General features: G+C 51.5%; 20 protein-coding genes. 19 read left to right on the forward strand and 1 reads right to left on the reverse strand.

Annotated elements, in window-relative coordinates:
* Positions 1-14: 14 nt before the first annotated feature.
* The 14 genes from D3P07_RS15210 to D3P07_RS15275 all read left to right on the forward strand — a co-directional run bounded on the left by D3P07_RS15210 (position 15) and on the right by D3P07_RS15275 (position 16,002).
* Entirely contained in the window at positions 15-1,694 is a 1,680-nt protein-coding gene (locus tag D3P07_RS15210) for a histidine kinase N-terminal 7TM domain-containing diguanylate cyclase (RefSeq protein ID WP_259391537.1), read from the forward strand.
* Between the two features lie 174 nt (positions 1,695-1,868).
* Complete coding sequence (locus tag D3P07_RS15215; protein ID WP_119801075.1) at positions 1,869-2,951, forward strand: HD-GYP domain-containing protein; 1,083 nt, start codon at positions 1,869-1,871, stop codon at positions 2,949-2,951.
* Positions 2,952-3,071: 120 nt separating this feature from the next.
* A complete protein-coding gene (gene thiL, locus D3P07_RS15220) occupies positions 3,072-4,193 on the forward strand; it encodes a thiamine-phosphate kinase (protein ID WP_119801076.1) in 1,122 nt (373 codons plus the stop codon).
* A gap of 13 nt (positions 4,194-4,206) precedes the next feature.
* Positions 4,207-4,695 (forward strand): tRNA (adenosine(37)-N6)-threonylcarbamoyltransferase complex ATPase subunit type 1 TsaE, encoded by a 489-nt coding sequence (tsaE, locus tag D3P07_RS15225; RefSeq protein WP_119801223.1) that lies wholly within the window; start codon positions 4,207-4,209, stop codon positions 4,693-4,695.
* Complete coding sequence (tsaB, locus tag D3P07_RS15230; protein WP_182914340.1) at positions 4,695-5,504, forward strand: tRNA (adenosine(37)-N6)-threonylcarbamoyltransferase complex dimerization subunit type 1 TsaB; 810 nt, start codon at positions 4,695-4,697, stop codon at positions 5,502-5,504. Before tsaE ends, tsaB begins: the two co-directional genes overlap by 1 nt.
* Entirely contained in the window at positions 5,501-5,995 is a 495-nt protein-coding gene (gene rimI, locus D3P07_RS15235; RefSeq protein ID WP_119801078.1) for a ribosomal protein S18-alanine N-acetyltransferase, read from the forward strand. The genes tsaB and rimI overlap by 4 nt, the downstream gene beginning before the upstream one ends.
* Positions 5,992-7,062 carry a tRNA (adenosine(37)-N6)-threonylcarbamoyltransferase complex transferase subunit TsaD gene (tsaD, locus tag D3P07_RS15240; RefSeq protein ID WP_182914341.1) on the forward strand — a complete coding sequence of 357 codons (1,071 nt, stop codon included), beginning with the start codon at positions 5,992-5,994 and terminating at the stop codon, positions 7,060-7,062. The genes rimI and tsaD overlap by 4 nt, the downstream gene beginning before the upstream one ends.
* Before the next feature lie 881 nt (positions 7,063-7,943).
* Positions 7,944-9,506, forward strand: a complete 1,563-nt coding sequence (locus D3P07_RS15250) for a 2-isopropylmalate synthase (RefSeq protein WP_259391524.1) — start codon at positions 7,944-7,946, stop codon at positions 9,504-9,506.
* 16 nt (positions 9,507-9,522) lie between these two features.
* Complete coding sequence (locus tag D3P07_RS15255; RefSeq protein WP_119801080.1) at positions 9,523-10,338, forward strand: class I SAM-dependent methyltransferase; 816 nt, start codon at positions 9,523-9,525, stop codon at positions 10,336-10,338.
* A gap of 433 nt (positions 10,339-10,771) precedes the next feature.
* Positions 10,772-11,515, forward strand: a complete 744-nt coding sequence (locus D3P07_RS15260; protein ID WP_119801081.1) for an ABC transporter ATP-binding protein — start codon at positions 10,772-10,774, stop codon at positions 11,513-11,515.
* Positions 11,516-11,711: 196 nt separating this feature from the next.
* Complete coding sequence (locus D3P07_RS15265; RefSeq protein WP_119801082.1) at positions 11,712-12,644, forward strand: polyprenyl synthetase family protein; 933 nt, start codon at positions 11,712-11,714, stop codon at positions 12,642-12,644.
* 135 nt (positions 12,645-12,779) lie between these two features.
* Positions 12,780-12,947: a competence pheromone ComX gene (gene comX, locus D3P07_RS27080; protein WP_182914342.1), complete on the forward strand. Its 168-nt coding sequence runs from the start codon at positions 12,780-12,782 to the stop codon at positions 12,945-12,947.
* A gap of 30 nt (positions 12,948-12,977) precedes the next feature.
* Complete coding sequence (locus D3P07_RS15270; RefSeq protein WP_119801083.1) at positions 12,978-15,374, forward strand: ATP-binding protein; 2,397 nt, start codon at positions 12,978-12,980, stop codon at positions 15,372-15,374.
* A complete protein-coding gene (locus D3P07_RS15275) occupies positions 15,352-16,002 on the forward strand; it encodes a response regulator transcription factor (protein WP_119801084.1) in 651 nt (216 codons plus the stop codon). The genes D3P07_RS15270 and D3P07_RS15275 overlap by 23 nt, the downstream gene beginning before the upstream one ends.
* A gap of 57 nt (positions 16,003-16,059) precedes the next feature.
* On the opposite strand, the gene D3P07_RS15280 is transcribed toward D3P07_RS15275, so the two are convergent.
* Positions 16,060-17,994, reverse strand: a complete 1,935-nt coding sequence (locus D3P07_RS15280; protein WP_119801085.1) for an ABC-F family ATP-binding cassette domain-containing protein — start codon at positions 17,992-17,994, stop codon at positions 16,060-16,062.
* A 140-nt stretch (positions 17,995-18,134) separates the two neighbouring features.
* Between D3P07_RS15280 and D3P07_RS15285 the strand changes: the two genes are divergently transcribed.
* The 5 genes from D3P07_RS15285 to D3P07_RS15305 all read left to right on the forward strand — a co-directional run bounded on the left by D3P07_RS15285 (position 18,135) and on the right by D3P07_RS15305 (position 21,142).
* The gene (locus D3P07_RS15285) at positions 18,135-18,743 is read left to right on the forward strand and encodes a 5-formyltetrahydrofolate cyclo-ligase (RefSeq protein WP_119801086.1); all 609 of its coding nucleotides are present in this window, start codon (positions 18,135-18,137) and stop codon (positions 18,741-18,743) included.
* A gap of 34 nt (positions 18,744-18,777) precedes the next feature.
* Positions 18,778-19,245 (forward strand): cyclic pyranopterin monophosphate synthase MoaC, encoded by a 468-nt coding sequence (gene moaC / locus D3P07_RS15290; RefSeq protein ID WP_119801087.1) that lies wholly within the window; start codon positions 18,778-18,780, stop codon positions 19,243-19,245.
* A 38-nt stretch (positions 19,246-19,283) separates the two neighbouring features.
* A complete protein-coding gene (locus D3P07_RS15295) occupies positions 19,284-19,778 on the forward strand; it encodes a MogA/MoaB family molybdenum cofactor biosynthesis protein (protein ID WP_119801088.1) in 495 nt (164 codons plus the stop codon).
* 47 nt (positions 19,779-19,825) lie between these two features.
* Positions 19,826-20,833 (forward strand): molybdopterin-binding protein, encoded by a 1,008-nt coding sequence (locus D3P07_RS15300; protein WP_119801226.1) that lies wholly within the window; start codon positions 19,826-19,828, stop codon positions 20,831-20,833.
* A 75-nt stretch (positions 20,834-20,908) separates the two neighbouring features.
* Positions 20,909-21,142, forward strand: coding sequence for a twin-arginine translocase TatA/TatE family subunit (locus D3P07_RS15305; protein ID WP_119801089.1), 234 nt, complete (start codon positions 20,909-20,911; stop codon positions 21,140-21,142).
* Positions 21,143-21,150: the final 8 nt, after the last annotated feature.

Genomic DNA, 21,150 nt, shown 5'->3' on the forward strand with positions numbered 1-21,150 from the left:
CCGTATTGGAATGGATGATTTGGTTAGATTTTAGTACGTTTGCGGTGCTGCTGGGCCTGTTTTTATATTTATTCTCCTCGAGCTCAGTCACGGTTCTGCACCGAATCTATCTTTTCTTGCATATCGTCTTCATGCTATGGCCTTTGTTTCAATTTGCCTCGCAGACGACGACGATGGTCAGTTATAGGCTTTTTTACCTATCCGCGTCTTATATAGGCCTTTCGTTGCTTGGTATTGGCTGGTTTACTTTTATTCTCTTTTTGACAGGACAGTACTACATCATTCGGAAGAGTCGCTTGCTTCTGCTATCGATACCGGCACTTGTGTCGGTTATTGTCGTTATATGGAATCCGGACGGCGGATTTCTAGACATTAACCAATCTGTGGAACCGCTTAAACAGCTTCAGCACGGCTCGCTTTATTGGGTCATGATTATTCAGCTCGTGCTGTATTTATCGGTATCTCTTGTTATTCTGTTGTACAAGCTTGGAAGAAGAGACGATTCCGTCCGTCAGCGCAAGATGGTAAGAACCGCACTGAACAGCGTGTTCGTGCTGTCGTTCTTCTCCATTACCGATTTCTTCGTCAATGTGGCTTATATTGATTATTTCGCGCGCTACATTCCGCTTATTTCTGTAGGGATGACCGTAACCGCTATCTATATTGTTCATGCCATCAGCCGAAACAAGGTGTTTGATATCATTCAGATCGTCCAGAAGGACGTCATGAATACGATGTCTATGGGCATTATTGTCATGGATGAGAATGACACGATTATTGAGGTCAATAAGGTGATCAAACCGATTCTGCGTATTCGTATTGGGGACAGCTTCAATCCCGATGCGCTTGCGTCGCAGTTCAAGAGCGATACCGCCCGGCAGCTGCATGCTTTTTTCGAAGCGCAGCGGATGCGGCCGATGGAGCGGCTGGAAATCGAGCTCTCGCTCGATATGAACGATATTCGCCACGTCATTGTTCAATCGGCGCCGATTCTGAACCAGAAGAAACGTATTGTAGGACGCGTGCTTACCTTCCATGATGTGACGGAGCTGCGCATGCTGGTCGAGGAGACGAATACGCAGAACGAGCTGCTTCAGGAGAGGAACCGCGAGCTTCTGATTATGCAGGACGAACTGTATCAGGCGAATCGGAAGCTTGAGCATATGGCGATAACGGATGGTCTCACCGGCTGCTACAATCGGAGATATCTGCTGCAGCAGCTTGAAGGCGAGGTCGTCAACAATATCCGTTACGGCATTCCGTTTTCGATATTCATCTTCGATTTGGATTATTTCAAAACGATTAATGACCGGTACGGCCATCTGATCGGCGATGAGGTGCTCTGCAGTACGGTCGATGCGGTACGAAGCGCCTTGCGGCTGACTGACGTGCTGGCCCGGTTCGGAGGCGAGGAATTCACCGTCTATCTTCCGCATACGAACCGGGAGCAGGCGGATGTCATTGCTGAGCAGGTAAAGTCCGCAGTAGAGAAGAACCTGGTGACAACCGGTATGGGCGATGGATCGATTGCCGTTACCATCAGTATGGGCGTAATTTCGATAGAACAGTTCGATTCTTCGGATTTGGACAATCCGAAGGCCTTCCTCCGCGAACTGATGACTCAAGCCGATGCTGCCCTATATGAAGCGAAGTACAACGGACGCAACCGTATCGTAAAGCGCAAATTAGCTTAAAGTCCCGACACGATGTACGGGATTTTTTGCGTAACAGAAGGCGTTTAGGCCGGGGTAAAAATTTACCATTTCATAGTTACCTGCTCCTTACATAGTAAGAAAGGTCACAGTCTGTTAATATAGTTTTATCTGGCTCCATGTGCAAAGTTTTGTTTAAAAGGCGGGAACAAATCAATGAGAAAAGTGCAACTTGGAATGGTCAAGCCTGGGGACAAGGTTGCAAAATCCATCTTCCAAGACAACGGCAACGTTCTTCTTGGCGAGGGTGTAGAACTGAATGCGCGTTATATTCAGCGCTTGGAAAATTTGGGCATTGATTTCTTGTATATTGAGGACGGGAATACGGCTGACATCGTGCCTGAGGATACCATCCGGGACGAAACGCGTTCGAATGCAGTTAATGTCATATATAAAACGATGAATTCCTTCAAGGAAGAAATCGTCACAAGAGGCCGGACGATCGCTCCCGATATGGGACGCAACTTCCGCGCCGTATTCGGCAGCATCATGCAGGACCTGGCTACACGGCCAAATATGCTGGTGAATCTGACGAGCATTCACTCCAGGGATGCCTATCTGTTCCAGCATTCGTTCAACGTGGCGGTGCTCGCTGGAATTATGGGCATCGCTAAGGGGTTTAACCGGAATCAGCTGGAGGAGCTTGGGATCGGGGCGCTCCTATTCGATATCGGAATGACGAAGATGCCGCAAAGCCTGCTGACGCAGACGGAGCGCTTCACATCGGAAGATCTGAAAGTTCTCCATACCCACCCCATGGAAGGATTCGATATTTTAAGAAAATATCATGACATCTCCATTGTCTCTGCGCATTGCGCCCTTCAGCATCATGAGCGGTATAACGGCTCGGGCTATCCCCGCGGATTAAAGAAAGATGAAATTCACATTTATGCGCAAATCGTCGGTCTGGCCGATACGTATGATGCGTTGGTGTCCCCAAGACCTCACCGGAAGCGGTATACGACAAGCGAAGCAATCGAATTTCTGTTCGCCGCCGGCGGGACCTTCTTTGATCTGGAGTTGATCAAGCTGTTCTGCAACCACATCTCCGTATATCCAGTGGCGACGACGCTGATGCTAAGCACGGGGCAAGAGGTGGTTGTCTCGCAAAACAACGAATTGGCGGTGCATCGTCCGCGCGTTCGCGTTATTAAAGAAATGGACGGCAAGCCGCCAGCATCTCCATATGAGATTGAACTGAAAGATACTCCACATATTACGATCGTAAAAGAACTGTAGGGCAATCGAGCCTTTCTTGTTCCGGCACATGGCGGCCGCAACAAGAAAGGCTCGATTGCCGTTTATGCCCTATGGCTTTGATTCTAGTGGCGATTAAGGTAAAATGATGAGAAATAAAGCATGCAATTCGCCTTAGAAGGAGATTGGACGTTCGTGGATGAGTTCGCACGCATACGATATTGGACCTCGGAGCGACAGTCGGTTGACTGGCAGCTTGCGCGTGGAGTCGCACTGGGCATCGGAGACGATGCGGCGGTCCTCGACTTTGGCATTGCGCAGGACGGCATCATAGGCGAGAGAAGGCAATTGCTCGTATCCGATACGATGGTAGAGCAGATACACTTTGCCGGACATACGATGAAGGACGAGCATATCGGCTACAAAGCGCTGGCGGCCAATGTCAGCGATATAGCTGCCATGGGCGGCGTGCCGCTGCATGCGGTTGTCTCGGTATGCGTGCCTCCATCTTGCGGTCCGGAGCGAGTGAAGCGAATCTATGACGGACTGTATGCCTGTGCGGAGCAGTATGGCGTAGCCATCGTTGGCGGGGATACGACCTCGTCCCCGGCTCATCTGGTCATCTCGATCGCGTTGACGGGAGCGGTGGAAGCAGGCAAGGAAATGGTGCGGTCAGGCGCGCAGCCTGGCGATGCCGTCTTCGTGACGGGACCGGTCGGCATGTCGGCGGCAGGCCTTCATATGCTTCAAGCTGCGGTATCGGACAAGCCGTATAGCGCGTTGGTGGGCGACCCGTCTTACCGGGCACTCCTGGTTGCCCATCAGCAGCCTTCCCCATCAGTCTTAGCCGGGCGTCTGCTGCTTCGCTCAGGAATCTGCCATTCGCTTAACGATGTGAGCGACGGGCTTGCGAGCGAGGCTTGGGAGATAGCGGAAGCTTCGAGCCTGCGAGTGGTTTTGGATGAGCGTTCGCTGCCTAAGAGCGGAAGCATGAGCGCTTATGCTTCGCAAGCTGGTGCGAATCCGCTGGACTGGATGCTTTACGGGGGAGAGGATTACGTTCTTATTGGCACGATAGATACTCATGGCGCGGCTGCTGTGAAGTCGGAATTCCAGCGGCATGGATTGCCCTTCTATGTGATTGGCATGACAGAGGAAGGAAGTCCCGGAGTGGAGTTGATTCCGCTCCCTCGCAGATGGGACGGGAGTGGCTCCAAGGCAGCGGAAGAGACGCTGCCCAGGATGACGCTGCCGAAGAGAGGCTTTAATCATTTTGGTACATGAACGGGTGGATAAGATGGAGCAACGAACAATCTATGCAGAATGGCGTATCGGCAGCTTGCAGGAAACGGCACAGCTTGCCGCCCGGTTGGCAAGCAAAGCGGTGCCGGGCACGGTCATTGCGCTCGACGGCGACCTGGGAGCCGGCAAAACGACGTTCTCCCAGGCATTTGCGGCTGCGATCGGCGTGCCGGGCATTGTGAACAGTCCGACCTTTACGATTATTAAAGAATACGAGGGCGCTTCCATGCCCTTTTATCATATGGATGTCTATCGGATTTCGATTGAGGAAGCGGATGAGCTTGGCTTGGACGATTATTTCTTCGGCTCCGGCGTAACGCTGGTCGAGTGGGCGACACTGATCGAGGAGCTGCTGCCTGCCAATCGGCTGGAGCTGTATATCGAGCATACGGGCGGCGAAGAGCGCCTGATACGTGCGAAGGGCATCGGGGAGCCGTACGCCGATTGGTGCGATGAATGGGACAAGATGGGAGCGATGGCCTAATGGAACAGACAATACGCGGCACATTCATAGCGTTGGACACTTCGACAGCTGCTATGGCAGCGGCCATTACACGTAACGGAGAAGTGCTGGCGGAGATCGAATCGCTCGCCGAGCGGAATCATTCCGTCCATGTCATTACGCATCTGAAGGATATGCTGAGAGACACTTGCATGCAGGCGGAGCATCTCGATGCGATTGTGGTCGGTAACGGGCCTGGTTCGTATACGGGGATGCGCATCGCGGTGACGGCGGCGAAGACGCTGGCTTGGGCGTGGGAGAAGCCGCTCGTCGGCATCTCCAGCCTGGAGGCGGTCGCATTCGGAGCGCTGCATGCGGGACTGGGTCTGTCCTATGGTCAGGCGCTTCCGGCAGAGCTAAAGGGCAAGCACTGGCTGCTCCCGATTATGGATGCCCGGCGCGGACAGGTATACAGCGCGGGCTTCTCGATGGATTCGCAGGAAGGCTGGAGCCGCTGGCTGAACGATGGCGTCCGGATCATGGCGGATTGGACGGCTGATATCGCGGCAGCTGCGGAAGCAGCGTCTGGCCATCTGACCATCTGGCTGACCGGCGATTTGTCGCTCCATGGAGATTCTGCTGCTTCCTTGCAAGAGCGATGCGCGGCGGCAGGCATCAATGTGCGGCTGCTGCCTCATGTGCTTCAGGGAAGCGCGCTAGCCTATCTCGGCGCACAGCGATATGAAAGTGGAGTGCGGGAGAATGTGCATAGCTTCACGCCGAATTATACACAGTTGACGGAGGCGGAAGTGAAGTGGAAGGCGAAGGAAGCCGAAGAGGCCAAGCGATGAGCATGGATATGGACAAGCTGCTGTATCGTCCGATGGAGATGTCCGATATTCCGGCTATTATCGCGATTGAGGAGGAAGCCTTCACTAGCCCTTGGACTGCTGAAGCCTTCATGAACGAGCTGACGAATAATATGTTCGCCAAATATCTGGTCATGGCTTATAAAGGCGAATTACTCGGTTATGGCGGCATGTGGATCATTATGGATGAGGCGCATATTACCAATATTGCCATGCGTTCTGATCTGCGTGGAAAGGGGCTCGGCCACTTGCTGCTGGAGCAGCTCCAGCGAACGGCGGTGTTCTACGGAGCGACGCGCATGACGCTGGAGGTACGGGTATCCAATGAGACGGCCCAGCATTTGTACCGCAAATTCGGGTTCCAGCCTGCGGGTGTTCGGCCTCGTTATTATTCCGATAACGATGAAGACGCGCTAATTATGTGGGCGGAGCTTGATGAGGAGCGGCTCAAGACGGGAGAGAGATCAAATTGAACATACAGCAAGAATATAATCACGCATCGGCAGCATATGACGACTCGCTCATACTGGCTATTGAGACAAGCTGTGACGAGACATCCGCTTCTGTCATACGAGGCGGCAAGCACATCCTGTCCAATATCGTCTCCAGCCAGATTGATGTGCATGAACGGTTCGGCGGTGTCGTACCGGAGATTGCGTCCCGCAAGCATGTCGAGACGATTACAGTCATTATGGAGCAAGCGGTACGACAATCCGGTCATAAGCTGGATGATTTGACGGCAATCGCCGTGACACAGGGGCCGGGGCTGGTCGGCGCATTGCTGGTCGGAATCGTGGCTGCCAAGAGCCTGGCGCTGGCGCTCGATATTCCGTTGATTGGCACGCATCATATTGCGGGCCATATCTATGCCAATGCGCTCGTGCATGAGCTAGAATATCCATGCATGGCGCTTGTCGTCTCGGGAGGCCATACGGAGCTGGTGCTGCTGGAGACCGAAGGCGAATTCCGCGTGATTGGCCGCACACGCGACGATGCGGTCGGGGAAGCTTACGACAAGGTAGCCCGGGCGCTTAAATTGCCGTATCCCGGCGGCCCGCATATCGACAGGCTCGCCAGAGAAGCTTCCGAAGCGATCACGCTGCCGCGGGCTTGGCTGGAGGCAGACAGCTATGATTTCAGCTTCAGCGGGCTGAAGTCGGCAGTATTGTCCGTCATTAATCAGGCTCGCATGAAAGGACAAGAGCTGGATGATGGGGCTCTTGCCAGAGGGTTCCAGGAATCCGTCATTGATGTGCTGGTAACGAAAGCGCTGCGTTCTGTCAGCCAATACGGGACGAGGCAATTGCTGTTATGCGGAGGTGTTGCCGCCAATAGCGGACTGAGAACGGAGCTGTCCAAGCGCTGCGAGGAAGCTGGCATACAGCTGCTCATTCCGCCGGGCTCATTATGCACGGACAATGCCGCGATGATCGGAGCTGCTGCGTATCTGAAGCTGGCGAGAGGCCAATTCACGGAGCTGGACATGAAGGCCGATCCCGGTCTTTCCCTGGAAGAGTGGTCTGTCTCTGCAGGCGCGTGAATTATTTTTGAAGGAATAATCATTTCTGAATTGACAGATAATTAGGGAATGGATATAATAAGCAGCAATACTTCAATCACATATGGATGAAACGCTGGGAACAGGAATAGTAGAACCGATCGGGGAGTCAGAGAGCTGCGGGATGGTGCAACGCAGCCGAAGAAGGGTTCGAAGCTCGCCTGGGAGCGGAGCGATGGAAATAAGCGGCCTCTATGCAGATCATGCATGATGGCGAGCTTGCGTACATGGCTACGGTTAACCTCCGTAACGGGGTACATAAGCATCGGCATCCGGAGCCGGTCTTATGACTAAGGTGGGCATGTCTCCCGTTGAGATCCAACAACGTGTGACGGTCAACAAGGGTGGTACCGCGCGGGTCATTATAGCCTGTCGTCTCTTGCATAGAGGCGACAGGCTTTTCTTGTTGTCCTGAAGCTGTAAGTAGATTCACTGAACCGTTAACCAACATTTGCATAGCAAGAAACGCAATGAACAGGAGCAAGTAAAGTCAGAGCAGGAATACGAAGCATAGCGCCCTCCAAGCGGAGAGGCAGTTACCTTCGATCAGAGAGCTGCGGGTTGGTGCGACGCAGCCGAATGCCTGACTTGAAACTCGCCTGGGAGCGGAACGGGGGAACAGCTCTTTTACCGATATACGGTGAAGGAAGCCATTACTCCGTTACGGCTGGCCGTCGTCACTCGGCTCCAAGCGGGCAGTTGTCCACGAACGCATCAGCATGCATCCTATGCAAGCGGCGTTCCGTAGCGATGCTGCCAAGTAGAGTGGTACCACGGCATATGCGAAGGCATGTCGTCTCTTCATCGAGACGGCATGCCTTTTTTGTTACCCAAAATCCAATACCCATTAGGAGGATATACCAATGACGAACACGATGAAAAATATACAAATTTTCGATACAACATTGAGAGATGGCGAGCAATCCCCGGGCGCTTCCATTGCGCCGGAGCGGAAGATTGTGATTGCCAGGCAGCTGGCTAAGCTGGGCATCGATGTGATTGAGCCTGGATTCGCTGTATCCAGCCCGGGTGAATTCGCAGCTGTGCAGCAAATTTCCCGAGAATTGCAAAACGTGGAGATCGCGGGATTCGCACGCGCCGTCAAGGCGGATATCGATGCTGCGGTACAAGCGACTCAAGATGCGGCGAAGCGCAGATTGCATCTGTTCATCTCTTCTTCGGACATCCATCTGAATCATCAGCTGCGCAAATCGCGTGATGAGGTTGTCCAGATTGCGCGTGAGATGGTGGCCTATGGCAAGCAATTTGTCGATGAGATTGAATTTTCGGCTATGGATTCTACAAGATCGGGACGCGACTTTGTCATTCAGCTGGTGGAAGCCGTTATTGCCGAAGGGGCGACAGTTATCAATCTGCCGGATACGCTTGGCTACGCGATGCCAAATGAGATTATCGATCTGTTCCAGGCCGTTCGCCGGGAAGCGAGAGGCGGCGAGACGGTTCGCTACAGCGCTCACTGCCATAATGATCTGGGTCTGGCCGTGGCGAACAGCCTTGCGGCGATTCAAGGAGGCGCGACGCAAATCGAGGTTACCGTGAACGGCATCGGCGAGCGGGCAGGCAATTGCTCGCTGGAGGAGCTGGTTATGGCGATCGAGACGCGCAAGGACGCGGTGCAGGCGAAGACGAATGTGGATGTTAGCGAGATCTATGAGACATCGCGTCTTGTCAGCCGCACGATGAACTTCCCGATTGCATACAACAAACCGATTGTCGGACGCAACGCCTTCCAGCATGAGTCGGGCATTCATCAGGACGGCCTGCTGAAAAACCGCAATACGTATGAAATTATGGACCCGGAAGCGATGGGCATCTCCCGCAACATGATTATTCTGGGCAAGCATTCCGGCAGCCATGCCATCAAGCATCGTCTGGCCGAATACGGCGTGGAAGTGACGGAAGATCAATTCAAGAGCGTCTATAGCCGTTTCAAGGAGGTTGCGGATGGCCAGAAGATTGTCACGGACGATCAGCTGATCCGCATTGCAGGCGAGATGACCAAGACGCAGCCTGATCCATTTGCGCTTGTCGATCTGCATGTGCATGCCGGAACGCAGCGTTCGCGCAGCGCAACGGTTACGATTCGCGAGAACGAGCAAAATGCGGAGAAATCCTACATGGCAATGGGCGCGGGCCCTGTAGAAGCGGTCATTAATGCGATCGGCCAGGCGATCCCGGTAGCGGTGGAATTCGAGGATCTGGAGCTGCATTCGCTGTCTACCGGAGAAGACGCACATGGCGAAGCAGTCGTAAGCATTATCCATAAAGGGACACGGTATCGCGGGACATCTGCGAACAAGGATATTATTCTGGCGGCGGCAGAAGCCTATATCTCGGCCTGCAACCAAGCGATTATGACCGCTGGAGCGCGCAGAGAGAAGGATAAACGCACGGCAAACGAATAAGCGGAGGCTGAGGCCGATGGGAACGACAGTACGGGATTATTATGAAATATTCGATGAATGGGGGCGGCTCGATCGTGAGCCGCTTGAATTTTTTATCAACCTGCATTTCTTGCTCCGATACTTGCCTGCCAGCGGACATATTGCCGATATCGGCTCGGGACCGGGCAAGTATGCCATTGAGCTTGCTAGGCGGGGGTATCGTGTAGGTCTGGCGGATTTGATCCCGCGGTTCGTTGCGGAGGCCAGGGAGAAGGCAGGCGCGGCAGGTGTGGATAGCCGATTCTCTGGCTTTCACGTGAGCAATGCAGCTTCGCTGGATTGCTTTGCGGATGAATCGTTTGATGCTGCCGTAATGATGGGACCGCTGTATCATCTGCAGGAACAGGAAGAGCGCATTCAGGCCATTCGGGAGCTGTATCGTGTTACCAAGCCGGGCGGCATCGTCGCTGCAGCGTTTATGCCGCGAGTCGCCTTTATGCAGCAGTCGATTCGCAATCCCATGCAGTGGAAGCCGAATAATCGCATCGATGCGTTAATGGAATTCTCCCAATCGGGGATATTCAACCACAGTGAGGCGGGCAGGTTCACAGGGGTATATTTTGAGAAAATCGAACGCATCATTCCTCAGATGGAGGAAGAGGGCTTCGAGACGTTAAATCTGATCGGATCGGACAGCTTCGCGTCCGCCCTTGACCATCAGGCATACGAATATTGGCGGGACCAAGGCGAAGAAGTCTATCATCAGTTAATGGAGCTGGTCATGGAATTGTCGATGAATCCGTCTATGCTTGGCAGTTCGACGCATCTTTTGTATATTGGACGGCGAAAATGATTTTTGGCGTAAAAAAGACTGTGGATACATGGATTGTGCACAAAGTTATCCACATACCTACAGAATAGTGTGAATAATTGAATAAATATGTGCAGGAATGCGGGTTTACAATCACTAAATAAATGATGCAAACGTGGATAGTTTTTTCACTTATACACTGTGGATAATGTGTATAACGTGGATAACGATCCACGTTCTTTATTGCGAAGATACAAGGATGCGCCAAAACGACATGTTCAGGATAACGGTTCGTTATATATTTCGACAGAATTAACTAACAATTTATTCACGTCTGTGGATATAACTGTGCATAACTTTTTAGGGCATTTCGGAACGCAATCGTTTTGCGTAAATTACGAGTGAGGTTTTCGGTGAAATCACGTTATGAATGCGCTATCGTAGAATCAATAAAATATTTACGGAGGCAGACCGAATGGATAAGCAAGCGATTATTCAGGTGGACACAGTCAGCAAGCACTATGGGACGAATAATGCGATCAAGCAAGTATCCTTTCAGGTAAAGAAGGGCGAGCTATTCGGTTTAATTGGCAAGAACGGAGCAGGCAAGACGACGCTGCTTGAGCTGTTATCCGGTAATCAGATTCTCGATGAAGGCGCATTAAACGTACTGGGCATCGATATGAGCACGGAATGGGACAAGTTGAAGGAGCATATCAATATATTTTCGCAAAGCACTTCACTTGTGGATCGTCTTACGGTGCGTGAGGCCTTGGACATGTTCCAGGGGTTCTATCATCAGAAGAACAACATTGAGGGCATTTTAAAGCAATTCGGACTTACACCTTATGAGGATAAGGTTGTCAGGCGATTGTCCGGCGGACTTAGACAGCGCACGACACTCGCGATCGCGGTTGTGAACGATCCTTCGATCGTCTTTCTGGATGAACCGACGACGGGTCTGGATGCGCAGGCGAAGAAGGAATATTGGGCCATACTGGCTTCACTTAAATTGCAGGGCAAGACCATCGTCATCGTATCGCATGATATGACCGAAATTCAGTATCATTGCGATCGTGTTGGTGTCATGAGGGAGGGGAGTTTAGTTGCTTGTGACAGCCCGACAAAATTGATTGCAGAACTTCCTGGTGGTGGATTGACCATGGAAGCTGTATATATGCATTACGCCGTAAGCAATGCGGGAGGTGTTGAAGTTTAAGTCCACGAATCTCGGCAAACACAGCAACGATCCGGCCAATGAGCGCAAGAGCCTAGTGGAGAAACGAATGGAGATGATTGCACATCTCCTGATGAAGAGAAGCGAGGGGGGAATTAAGAGGTCGTCGATAAAGGATGAAACGATCCGGCATTCATAGTATAATTGGAATATTATTGCATGAATCGGAGGATGTAACGTGACTATCGTGAAAGAGCAGGTCGGCTTCCGGATGAAGCAGTATGCCTCCCAGTGGTTTACCGCGCAACCGTTGCTCGAGTTCTCTCATTCCTTTATTGAAGAGAAACTGGCAGAGACGATGATGTTCGGGGAGCTTGCCGCCATCCATTATCATATGTTCGAGGGTAAGGATGCCGATATTGACGGGGCCGCGGCAGCGATCGAGCTCTTTATTCTGGCGTCCGATATCCTGGATGATCTGGAAGACGGGGATGCGCCATCGAAACCTTGGATGCAAGCTCCGCTGCCGGTTGCTCTGCACGTTGCCACGTCGCTGGTTACGCTGTCTCAGCAGGCGCTGATCCATAGCACATCCGATCCTGTGCTGCGCGGCGAGCTGGCTGTTATGATGAATACACAGCTGATTCAATCGGCCAACGGGCAAATGACAGATCTGGTGAATGATACCCATACGGAAGAGAGCTACTTCCAGATGGTGAGAGGCAAGTCGGCATCGCTTCTCGTTATGGCCTGTATGGCGGGCGTTCTGCTGGCCGGTCGTCCCTGGAATGAGACCGTTGCGGAATATGCGGCGGAGCTGGGCATATCCGCCCAGCTTCGGAATGATTGCAGAGATTTGCTGCGGTGGGACGAAAAAAGCGATTTTCTGAATCGCAAGCAGACACTTTTGACGATGTACCTTCTCGAAGGACCGGATGAGCAGGTGGGCTGGATAAGGGACTATTATAACGGCAGCGGAACGAAGAGTGACGTAACCGGGAATAAAGAATTATTTTTGCAGGCATGCGAGCAATCCGGCGTTGTATTGTACGGTTCCGTCGTAAGCCGTATGCACTATAATCGGTTTCAAGAGCTTCTCGCGGAGCTGCAGGCGGATGCGTTTTGGAAGGACAAGCTGCTGCAGCAGCTGGCGGGAGGCCAGTCAGCATAAGGCTTTTCGACAATCGCGCAAAACCCATTTCGGTAAATACGAATGAGGTTTGCGTTGGCTAACCTATTAAATCTTGTTATAGTATAAATGTACTAGCTATACAATAAGATTTAGTAGAGAGGCGGAGGAGTTCAAATGTTGAAAGAAACGATTCGTCAACTGGTCAACAGCACAGAGAAGATGTCACTGGCTATGGGAGGACAGCTTCAGCTTGCAGGTGTTTCCGCAGCAGAACATAAGGCTCTGCTGAACGAGATGAACAACAAACAAGAGAAGAATGGATACGCATTCATCTGGAACTAATGGACTAACGGGCTGAAAGGAAGAGGTTGTATGAAATCCACTATGTTGAATCGCATCACTACAACCTTCTTCCTGGCGGTATTTATCGGACTCCTCTTATATCTGACCTTGGTTATTACGAGAGCGCCTTCTATACGTGCCGTTCTCACCCATGATCCGGTTAATGGCTATTCGGTTGAATCCATTGAACCGGAAGGGCAAGCCAAGATGATGGGGCTGCAGATTGGAGACCGGATTATAGAGGTCAATAACCGACCAGCTGAAGAGTTCGAGAATGTCACAAAATATTATTCATTGGAATACGCCGATAATGTCCTCATTGTAGATCGTGATAATATGACGAAGCTTGTCACGTTCTCAAAAGCATGGTCTGGAGACCATTCCACGTTAGAACTATTGCTTCAACTCTATATACCTGGGATATCCTTAATTATATTCTGTGCGTTTTCCGTCTTTCTCTACGTGAAAAGAAGGCATGATCCGGCTGTTATCATGCTTATTCTCTTTTTTTTATCAATAGGTCTTTCCTATTACAGCTCCTCCGCCTCCATATTGCGAGACCCGATAGGGATATCCATCATATATGTCGTATTGCCTAATATACCGTTAATATTCATGAGCTTTATGAATATCTACTTGAAGCGGTTCGATAATTATTTAATCGGGAATAAAACGCTGGCTGTGCTTTATGCTATCGTAGGGGCGCAGAGCTTATTTAGCTTAATCTATATATGGACGAATTTGTTTTCGATAGAAGTATTTACGTACATAAAAGGTACTTATAGCGCTATTGTCTTAATGGGAAATTTGATATGCGCGCTCAAGCTGATCGGGAAATTTATCAAACATCGCCGGACCAAGCTGAAATCTCTGTTTACGATTACGTTAACGTCGCATCTCGTGGCCTTCACGCCGTTTGCAACGCTTAACTTATTGCCCCAGATGTTCGGCGCTGGCCAAATTCTGCCTCCAGCGTTCACGGCATTGTTCTTGTTTATACTGCCTGTCGTCTACTTCTACCTGTCGACCTCGAACCAGTTGTTCGATATCGACTTTATATTAACGCGCTTCAAATATTACACAGCACTCTCGCTTATTCCGTCGATTGTGGTCACTCTGGTGATTTCTGCTGTGTTAATGGATACGCCCGGAATTTATTGGACGAACTGGATTGGAATTTTCCTGGTGATATTCATCGGCATGACCTTGTTCCTGTACGCCAAGGAACAGATCGACCAGCGTTTCCGTCCGAAGCTGTTCAAGGCGATGTATAGCTATCAGGACAGTCTGGACCGGTTCTCAAGAAGCATTGCCCGTGTCATGAAGCAGGCTGATCTGGAGGCGGTATTGAAGCAAGAGATTGATTCGCTGCTGCCGGTAAGCCGCATCAAATTCCTCATTGTGGATCAGGCTGAGCACGCCGTCTTCCCGATGGGTGATGATCATGAGGAGAGAGTGACCGCCGATTTCCTGCTCAGCGTGATGAATACGTTCAAGCTGGGCGAACTGATCGATCTGCCGTACGGGCTGGGCCTTATTATTGGACGACAGCGCTCTAGGTACCATATTCTGTGGATTGGCCTCAAGACCAACCACACTCGCTTCAACTCGGATGAGATCAGATGGCTGAAGACGATGGCGAATTACTCCAGCATCGTATTTGAGAACCTGTATCTGATTGAAGGATTGATTGAGGATCTGGAGTCCGAAGTGCGCAAGGAGCATACGACATCGCCGTGGGTGCTTCGCCTTCTCTTCTGCCTGTCGGAGAATGAGAGAAGGAAACTTGCTGCGGATTTGCATGATTCTGCCCTGCAGGATCAGCTGTTATGGTACCGCAAGCTGGAATCAGTCATGATGGATCATCCGATCTCGGATAAGCTTGGGCGGGAGCTAGAGGATATCAAGGAAGGACTGCTTGATGTCATTCATCAAATCAGGGAAACATGCAATGAGCTGCGCCCTCCGCTGCTGAAGGAAATGGGTGTGGTTGAAGCTGTTGAATCGATTATTGAGCATACCCAGATGAGGGTTAACTTTGAGGTGCAGTTCCGCTCCAAGGCAATTCATGAACAAATGGACGAGGAGCAAATTACGGCTATCTATCGTATTGTGCAGGAGCTGCTGCGCAATGCGGACAAGCATGCCGGAGCCAAGCTCGTCCAGCTTGAGCTGGAGCTGCGCGAGGGTACGATCTACTTCCGTTATCAGGATGATGGAGTCGGCCTGGATGTGAATTATATGGTAGAGACGTTTGAGCATATGGGCCTGTCTGGGATTAAAGAGCGTGTGGCTAGCCTTGAAGGAGACATCTCCTTCTATTCGGAACGCGGTAAAGGCCTGGAGGTCATTATTTTGATGCCGATCATTGTGTCGAGCGGACTTTCGGAGAGGGGTATATCGCGTGATTCGTATCTTATTAGTTGACGATCATCCATCGGTTGGTGAAGGAACCAAAACGATGATCGAGCAAGATAGCGACATGAAAGTAACGGTGGCGCTGTCGGCGCTGGAAGCTTTGGACAAGGTTCATTCCGAACCTTTTGACCTTATATTATGCGATCTGAACATGCCGGGCATTAGCGGCCTGGAGCTGACAAAACGATTGATTCAAAATGATCCTGAACGGAAAGTTATTATTTATTCCGGCTATGAAATCGGCACGCACTTCAATCTTCTGGTTGAGTCGGGCGTGTCCGGTTTTATTTCGAAGACGGCATCCAGGGATCAGCTGCACAACTCCATTCGGTGTGCGCTTCGGGGAGAGGCCGTTATTCCAATACCGCTTCTCAAGCAGCTTAGAAGGCATGAGGTCGCCATCTCGCGTTCGGAGCTATCGATTGACGATGTGTCGATTAACGAGAAGGAAATGACGATCCTTCATGAAGTCGCGGCTGGAGTAAGCAACAAGGAGCTGGCGGCGATGCTTCATGTCAGCCAACGGAATGTTGAATACCAGCTGACAAAAATATTCGAGAAGCTGAATGTAAGATCGCGTTCAGAGGCGATAAGGGAAGCGAAGCGCTTGGGCTTGATCAGTATGGAGCAGTATTAATTGAAGAGCAAAGCGAAGGCGGCCTCATGAATCCATCATGAGGCCGCCTTGATCTAGCTACATATATTGTTCCCACTGCTCATATGCAGAGGCAAGCTTTGTTTTCCGTTCGTCAATTTCAGCCTGGAGCTCCTGAATGCGAATATAATTATTGAAGACTTCCGGATCGGCGAGCTGGTGCTCCAATTCCCCGATCTGCTCTTCCAGAGAAGCGATCTCAGCTTCCAGCTGCTCCGCCTTGCGCTGGCGGTTTCGCTCATCGCGCTTGGCTTGCTTCTCAGCTTCATAAGAGGTGGTCGGTATGGTGTCAGCCGCTTCGCCAGACTTTTGGTTCTTGTTCTGCGCTGCAAGCGCTTCGAGCCTTGCATCTTCAATCTCGCGTTTCTTCTCCAACATTTCGTCATAATTTCCCAGGAAATGCTCAACGCCGTTCGGACCTAGTTCGACAATACGATCGGACATTTTATTCAAGAAGTAACGGTCATGGGAAATGAAGAAGAGTGTACCCTCATAATCCAACAGGGCTGACTCCAGCACTTCCTTGCTGAACAGATCCAAATGGTTCGTTGGCTCATCGAGCACCAGCACATTGGCTTGAGCCAGCATCAGCTTGGCTAGCGAGACACGGGCCTTCTCTCCGCCGCTCAGTGACGATATGCGCTTTAGCACGTCTTCGCCGCTGAACAGAAAGTTGCCTAATACGGTTCGAATCCGAGCTTCTTCCATATGAGGGTATAAGCCCCATACTTCTTCCAGAATCGTATTTTGTCCGTTCAGTCTCGTATGCTCCTGATCGTAATAACCGAGCTTGACATGCGAGCCGAATTGAATGGTGCCGGTTGAAGGCTCAAGCTGGCCGACAAGCGTCTTTAGCAGCGTGGATTTGCCGATTCCGTTCGGTCCGATCAAAGCAACCGTCTCGCCTCTTGTTAGATGGAATCTGACGTTGCGGAACAGCGGCTCGTCCCTTCCAGGGAAGGTCACCGAGAGGTTATCAACCGTAAGAACGTCCTTGCCGGTCATTCGTTCGATCTCGAATGTGAAGTGAGCCTTCTTCAGCTCGCCGGCAGGCCTGTCCATGCGATCCATCTTGTCCAGCGCTTTGCGCCTGCTTTGGGCTCGCTTGGTGGTGGACGCTCTGACGATGTTCCGCTGGATGAATTGCTCCATACGCTCGATCTCATCCTGCTGCTTCTCATAATGCTTGAGGTTGATTTCGTATTCGGCGGTCTTGAGCTCCAGATAGCGGCTGTAGTTGCCCGTATACCGCTTAGCGGAATGCCGTTCAATCTCAATGATCGTATCGACCAGCGCATCCAGAAAGTAACGATCGTGAGAGACGACGACGATCGCGCCGGGATATCCGCGAAGATACGATTCCAACCATGTTAATGTCTCGATATCGAGATAGTTGGTAGGCTCGTCAAGCATAAGCAGATCGGGCGCTTGCAGCAAGATGCGTGCTAGCGCAAGGCGTGTCTTTTGTCCTCCGCTAAGTGTGGATATAGGGGTATCGAGGTTGAATGATCCAAACCCCATTCCATGCAGCACACTGTTGATCCGGGTGCTGATCTCGAAGCCTCCTTGCTCGCGGAACCAGTCGGAACGGCGGGCATAACGGTCGAGCACATCGGCGTATTTTTTTTCGTCGGCATGAAGATCTGGATCGGCGATCTTGACTTCAAGATCACGCAATTCCTGTTCAGCCTCGATCAGATGGGCGAAGACTGCGCGCATCTCTTCTATAATAGTGCGTTCAGATTGCAAGCCGCTGTTCTGGGCGAGATAGCCGAGCCGCAGCTCCTTCGCCTTGTGAATGTCGCCGGAGTCGGCGGACATTTCTCCTGCGATGATCTTGAGCAGGGTCGACTTGCCCGCGCCGTTGACACCGACAAGTCCGATGCGTTCCTTCTCCAAAACTTGCATCGATATATGTGATAATATGGCGGTTACGCCGTAGCTTTTGGAAATATTGGAAACCTGCAACAACATGATGAAACCTCCACTCCTAAATGGCATCAATTATTACCCTATAGTGTACCACAAACTAGCGCCGCCATTGGCGAAAGTTGTATAACAATGGTACACTACATGTAAGATTAGTTCATACAGGAAAGAATGGATGAAGTCAAATGCCAACGGAATATGCGGGGCATGATAAATCAGCTTACCGAACGAAGCTCTCGGCCATGCGCAACGGGCTGGCGGAGGAACTACGGGCAGAGTGGTCTAACCTAGCTTGTCAGCATCTGGCACAGTGGCTGGAGGGGCATTCTTATCGGACTGTCATGGCTTATGTATCGTTCAGAAGCGAATTGAATATAAACGAATTCATAGAATGGTGCTGGAAGAAGAAGATCGAAGTGCTTCTTCCTCGCTGTGTGAAGGCTGATCGGTCCATGAAGCTTCATTCCATAACGGGATGGAATCAGCTCGTAGCAGGAGCTTACGGCATTATGGAACCAAGTCCTGACCGCTCGCCCATCAAGCCGGTGGGAACGGTGCCGGATGTTGTTGTTGTGCCTGGACTGGCCTTTGACCGCACAGGGGGCCGTTTGGGTTATGGCGGCGGTTATTATGACCGGTTTGCGGAAGCTGTATCGGATGCGGGTACGAAGCCCGTCTGGATCGGCGCTGGATTCGAAGCGCAGGTGATGAATGATCTCGTACCAAGCGATTCTCATGATTTGCGGCTGGATGGACTTGTAACGGAACGAGTATTTACGACAATCAGGCAATAGAATAGCCAATCATATGGAGGAAAGGGCGATAAGAATGGAGCTGACTCATTTCAACGATCAGGGACGGGCTAAGATGGTCGATATATCGGAGAAGGATATTACGGTGCGGGAAGCGACTGCCCAGACAACCATACGAATGGCGAGCACTACGCTTGCGAGAATAAAGGAAGGCAGCATCGGCAAAGGCGACGTTCTTGCTGTCGCTCAGGTAGCCGGTATTATGGCAGCCAAAAAAACATCGGATTGGATACCCATGTGTCATCCTCTTCCGTTAACGGGTGTGAATATCGCATTCGGCGATAACGGAACGGATGAACTTTACATAGAAGCAACGGTGAAGACAAAAGGAAAAACCGGCGTAGAGATGGAAGCTTTAACGGCTGTATCCGCTACGGCGCTTACCGTATACGATATGTGCAAAGCTTTACAGAAGGACATGGTTATCGGACCGACACAGCTGATGGCGAAGTCCGGGGGAAAGAGCGGGGATTATAGACGCTAAGCATACCCATGAACGAAATAGAGAGGGAGGAACGGGATATGCAGTGGAAGGTTGCGTTGTTGACGGCTAGCGACAAAGGCTCACGGGGCGAGCGCGAGGACACGAGTGCGCAAGTGATTCGAGAGCTTGTAGAAGAAGAGCTTGGCGGAGTGATCGTAGATTATCGGATTGTGCCGGATGAACAAGACGAGATTATGGCAGCGATCATCGAGATGACGGAATATTATCAGGCTGATCTGGTGCTGACCACGGGAGGGACAGGGCTTGCGCCGCGCGATATTACGCCGGAAGCGACGCTTAAGGTCATTGACCGGGAAGTTCCCGGCCTCGCTGAAGCGATGAGGATGGGCGCCCTGCATAAGACGAGACGGGCGATGCTGTCCAGAGGCGTCTGCGGTATCCGCGGCAGCTCGCTGATCGTGAATCTTCCGGGCAGTCCCAAAGGCGTTCATGAGAGTCTCATGGCGATCATGGATCAGCTGCCTCACGCGCTTGCTATTCTATCGGGCCAGCATGGGGATCATAACGCATGAAAAAGACAGAAAAGTCGATCGATAAAGATATAGGTGAATCCACTGGTATGAAAACGAAGTTGAAGGAAGTGCGGGTTCAGGATGCGATCGGACTCAGGCTAGCTCATGACCTGACCCAAATCATCCCGGGAACATTCAAGGGAAGGCTGTTCAAGCGCGGACATGCTATTACCGAAGCAGATATTCCAAGCCTGCTCGATATCGGCAAGGAGCATATCTACATCATGGAGCTGGACGAAGAGGAGCTTCACGAGGATGATGCCGCAATTCGCATGGCTAAGGCGCTTGCGGATGAATCGCTCCTGCTGACTGAGCCCCATGAGGGAAAGGTTAGCATTAAGTCGCCCATTATGGGAATCACGCATATTGCCAAGGAAGTTGTCGAAGCGATTAACGGAATTGGCGAGATTGCGCTGGCTACGGTGAAGACGGACGCTGTTGTGACAGAAGGCAGCCCGCTTGCGGCAACCCGAGCGATTCCGCTAGTCGTCTCGAAGAATAAAGTCGAGGAAGTAGAGCGGATCGCTGCGAAGTACTGGGAGCAGCACAGGAAGGCGCCGCTGCAGGTTCGGCCATTTCGCAAGCTGAGAGCAGGTCTGCTTACGACGGGCGGAGAAGTCTATCACGGGAGAATACAGGATAAATTCGGCCCGGCTGTTGCGGAGAAGCTGCGTGCGCTAGGCTCTGAAGTGGCCGAGCAGCGGTTCGCACCGGACGATCGACAAATAATTGTCAAGGAAATACACTATTTGCTGAGCCAAGGGTATGATATGATACTGGTAACTGGCGGGATGTCGGTGGATCCCGATGATCGTACGCCTGGCGCTATTGCGGCGGCCGGAGCCGATATTGTGAGCTATGGAACGCCAATGCTGCCGGGATCAATGCTGCTGATAGGTTACATAGGCGAGATTCCGATTATGGGCTTGCCCGGTTGTGTGATGCATGACCCGTATACATCCTTCGACGTGCTGCTGCCCAAGCTATTGGCAGGGGACCGGATTGTCCGCGAGGATATCGTAGGTCTGGGATACGGCGGATTGCTTGGCCGCTGAGAGTGGCGGCATGGTTGAATGAGTTTTTTATATGTCCTATACTAGTATAGAAATTCAGATGTGGAGGTTTGACCTATGGGTGGTATTGGCGCTACTGGTATTATTCTGCTAGTGTTGGTTGCACTATTGTTGTTTGGACCGAACAAGTTGCCCGAATTGGGACGCGCTTTCGGCAAGACGCTTCGCGAATTTAAATCCGGCGCTCGTGATATCATGGACGACAATGATCGCAGAGATTCGGACAAAAATCGCACCGAAGTGAACCGGTCGGAACATAACGAGAAGGAAAATAAGCGGCTTCCGGACTAATCGGGCCC

Source organism: Paenibacillus sp. 1011MAR3C5, assembly GCF_003591485.1.
GTDB lineage: Bacteria > Bacillota > Bacilli > Paenibacillales > Paenibacillaceae > Pristimantibacillus.

Bases quoted from the DNA above. Each gene is read 5' to 3' on its own strand.
- D3P07_RS15260 (WP_119801081.1), top strand. From the start codon at position 10,772: ATGGATAAGCAAGCGATTATTCAGGTGGACACAGTCAGCAAGCACTAT.
- D3P07_RS15270 (WP_119801083.1), top strand. From the start codon at position 12,978: ATGAAATCCACTATGTTGAATCGCATCACTACAACCTTCTTCCTGGCG.
- D3P07_RS15295 (WP_119801088.1), top strand. From the start codon at position 19,284: ATGCAGTGGAAGGTTGCGTTGTTGACGGCTAGCGACAAAGGCTCACGG.
- D3P07_RS15285 (WP_119801086.1), top strand. From the start codon at position 18,135: ATGCCAACGGAATATGCGGGGCATGATAAATCAGCTTACCGAACGAAG.
- D3P07_RS15215 (WP_119801075.1), top strand. From the start codon at position 1,869: ATGAGAAAAGTGCAACTTGGAATGGTCAAGCCTGGGGACAAGGTTGCA.
- D3P07_RS15280 (WP_119801085.1), bottom strand. From the start codon at position 17,994: ATGTTGTTGCAGGTTTCCAATATTTCCAAAAGCTACGGCGTAACCGCC.
- D3P07_RS15250 (WP_259391524.1), top strand. From the start codon at position 7,944: ATGACGAACACGATGAAAAATATACAAATTTTCGATACAACATTGAGA.
- tsaE (WP_119801223.1), top strand. From the start codon at position 4,207: ATGGAGCAACGAACAATCTATGCAGAATGGCGTATCGGCAGCTTGCAG.
- D3P07_RS15210 (WP_259391537.1), top strand. From the start codon at position 15: ATGATTTGGTTAGATTTTAGTACGTTTGCGGTGCTGCTGGGCCTGTTT.
- D3P07_RS15300 (WP_119801226.1), top strand. From the start codon at position 19,826: ATGAAAACGAAGTTGAAGGAAGTGCGGGTTCAGGATGCGATCGGACTC.
- comX (WP_182914342.1), top strand. From the start codon at position 12,780: ATGTTGAAAGAAACGATTCGTCAACTGGTCAACAGCACAGAGAAGATG.
- rimI (WP_119801078.1), top strand. From the start codon at position 5,501: ATGAGCATGGATATGGACAAGCTGCTGTATCGTCCGATGGAGATGTCC.
- D3P07_RS15305 (WP_119801089.1), top strand. From the start codon at position 20,909: ATGGGTGGTATTGGCGCTACTGGTATTATTCTGCTAGTGTTGGTTGCA.
- thiL (WP_119801076.1), top strand. From the start codon at position 3,072: ATGCAATTCGCCTTAGAAGGAGATTGGACGTTCGTGGATGAGTTCGCA.
- D3P07_RS15255 (WP_119801080.1), top strand. From the start codon at position 9,523: ATGGGAACGACAGTACGGGATTATTATGAAATATTCGATGAATGGGGG.
- moaC (WP_119801087.1), top strand. From the start codon at position 18,778: ATGGAGCTGACTCATTTCAACGATCAGGGACGGGCTAAGATGGTCGAT.
- tsaB (WP_182914340.1), top strand. From the start codon at position 4,695: ATGGAACAGACAATACGCGGCACATTCATAGCGTTGGACACTTCGACA.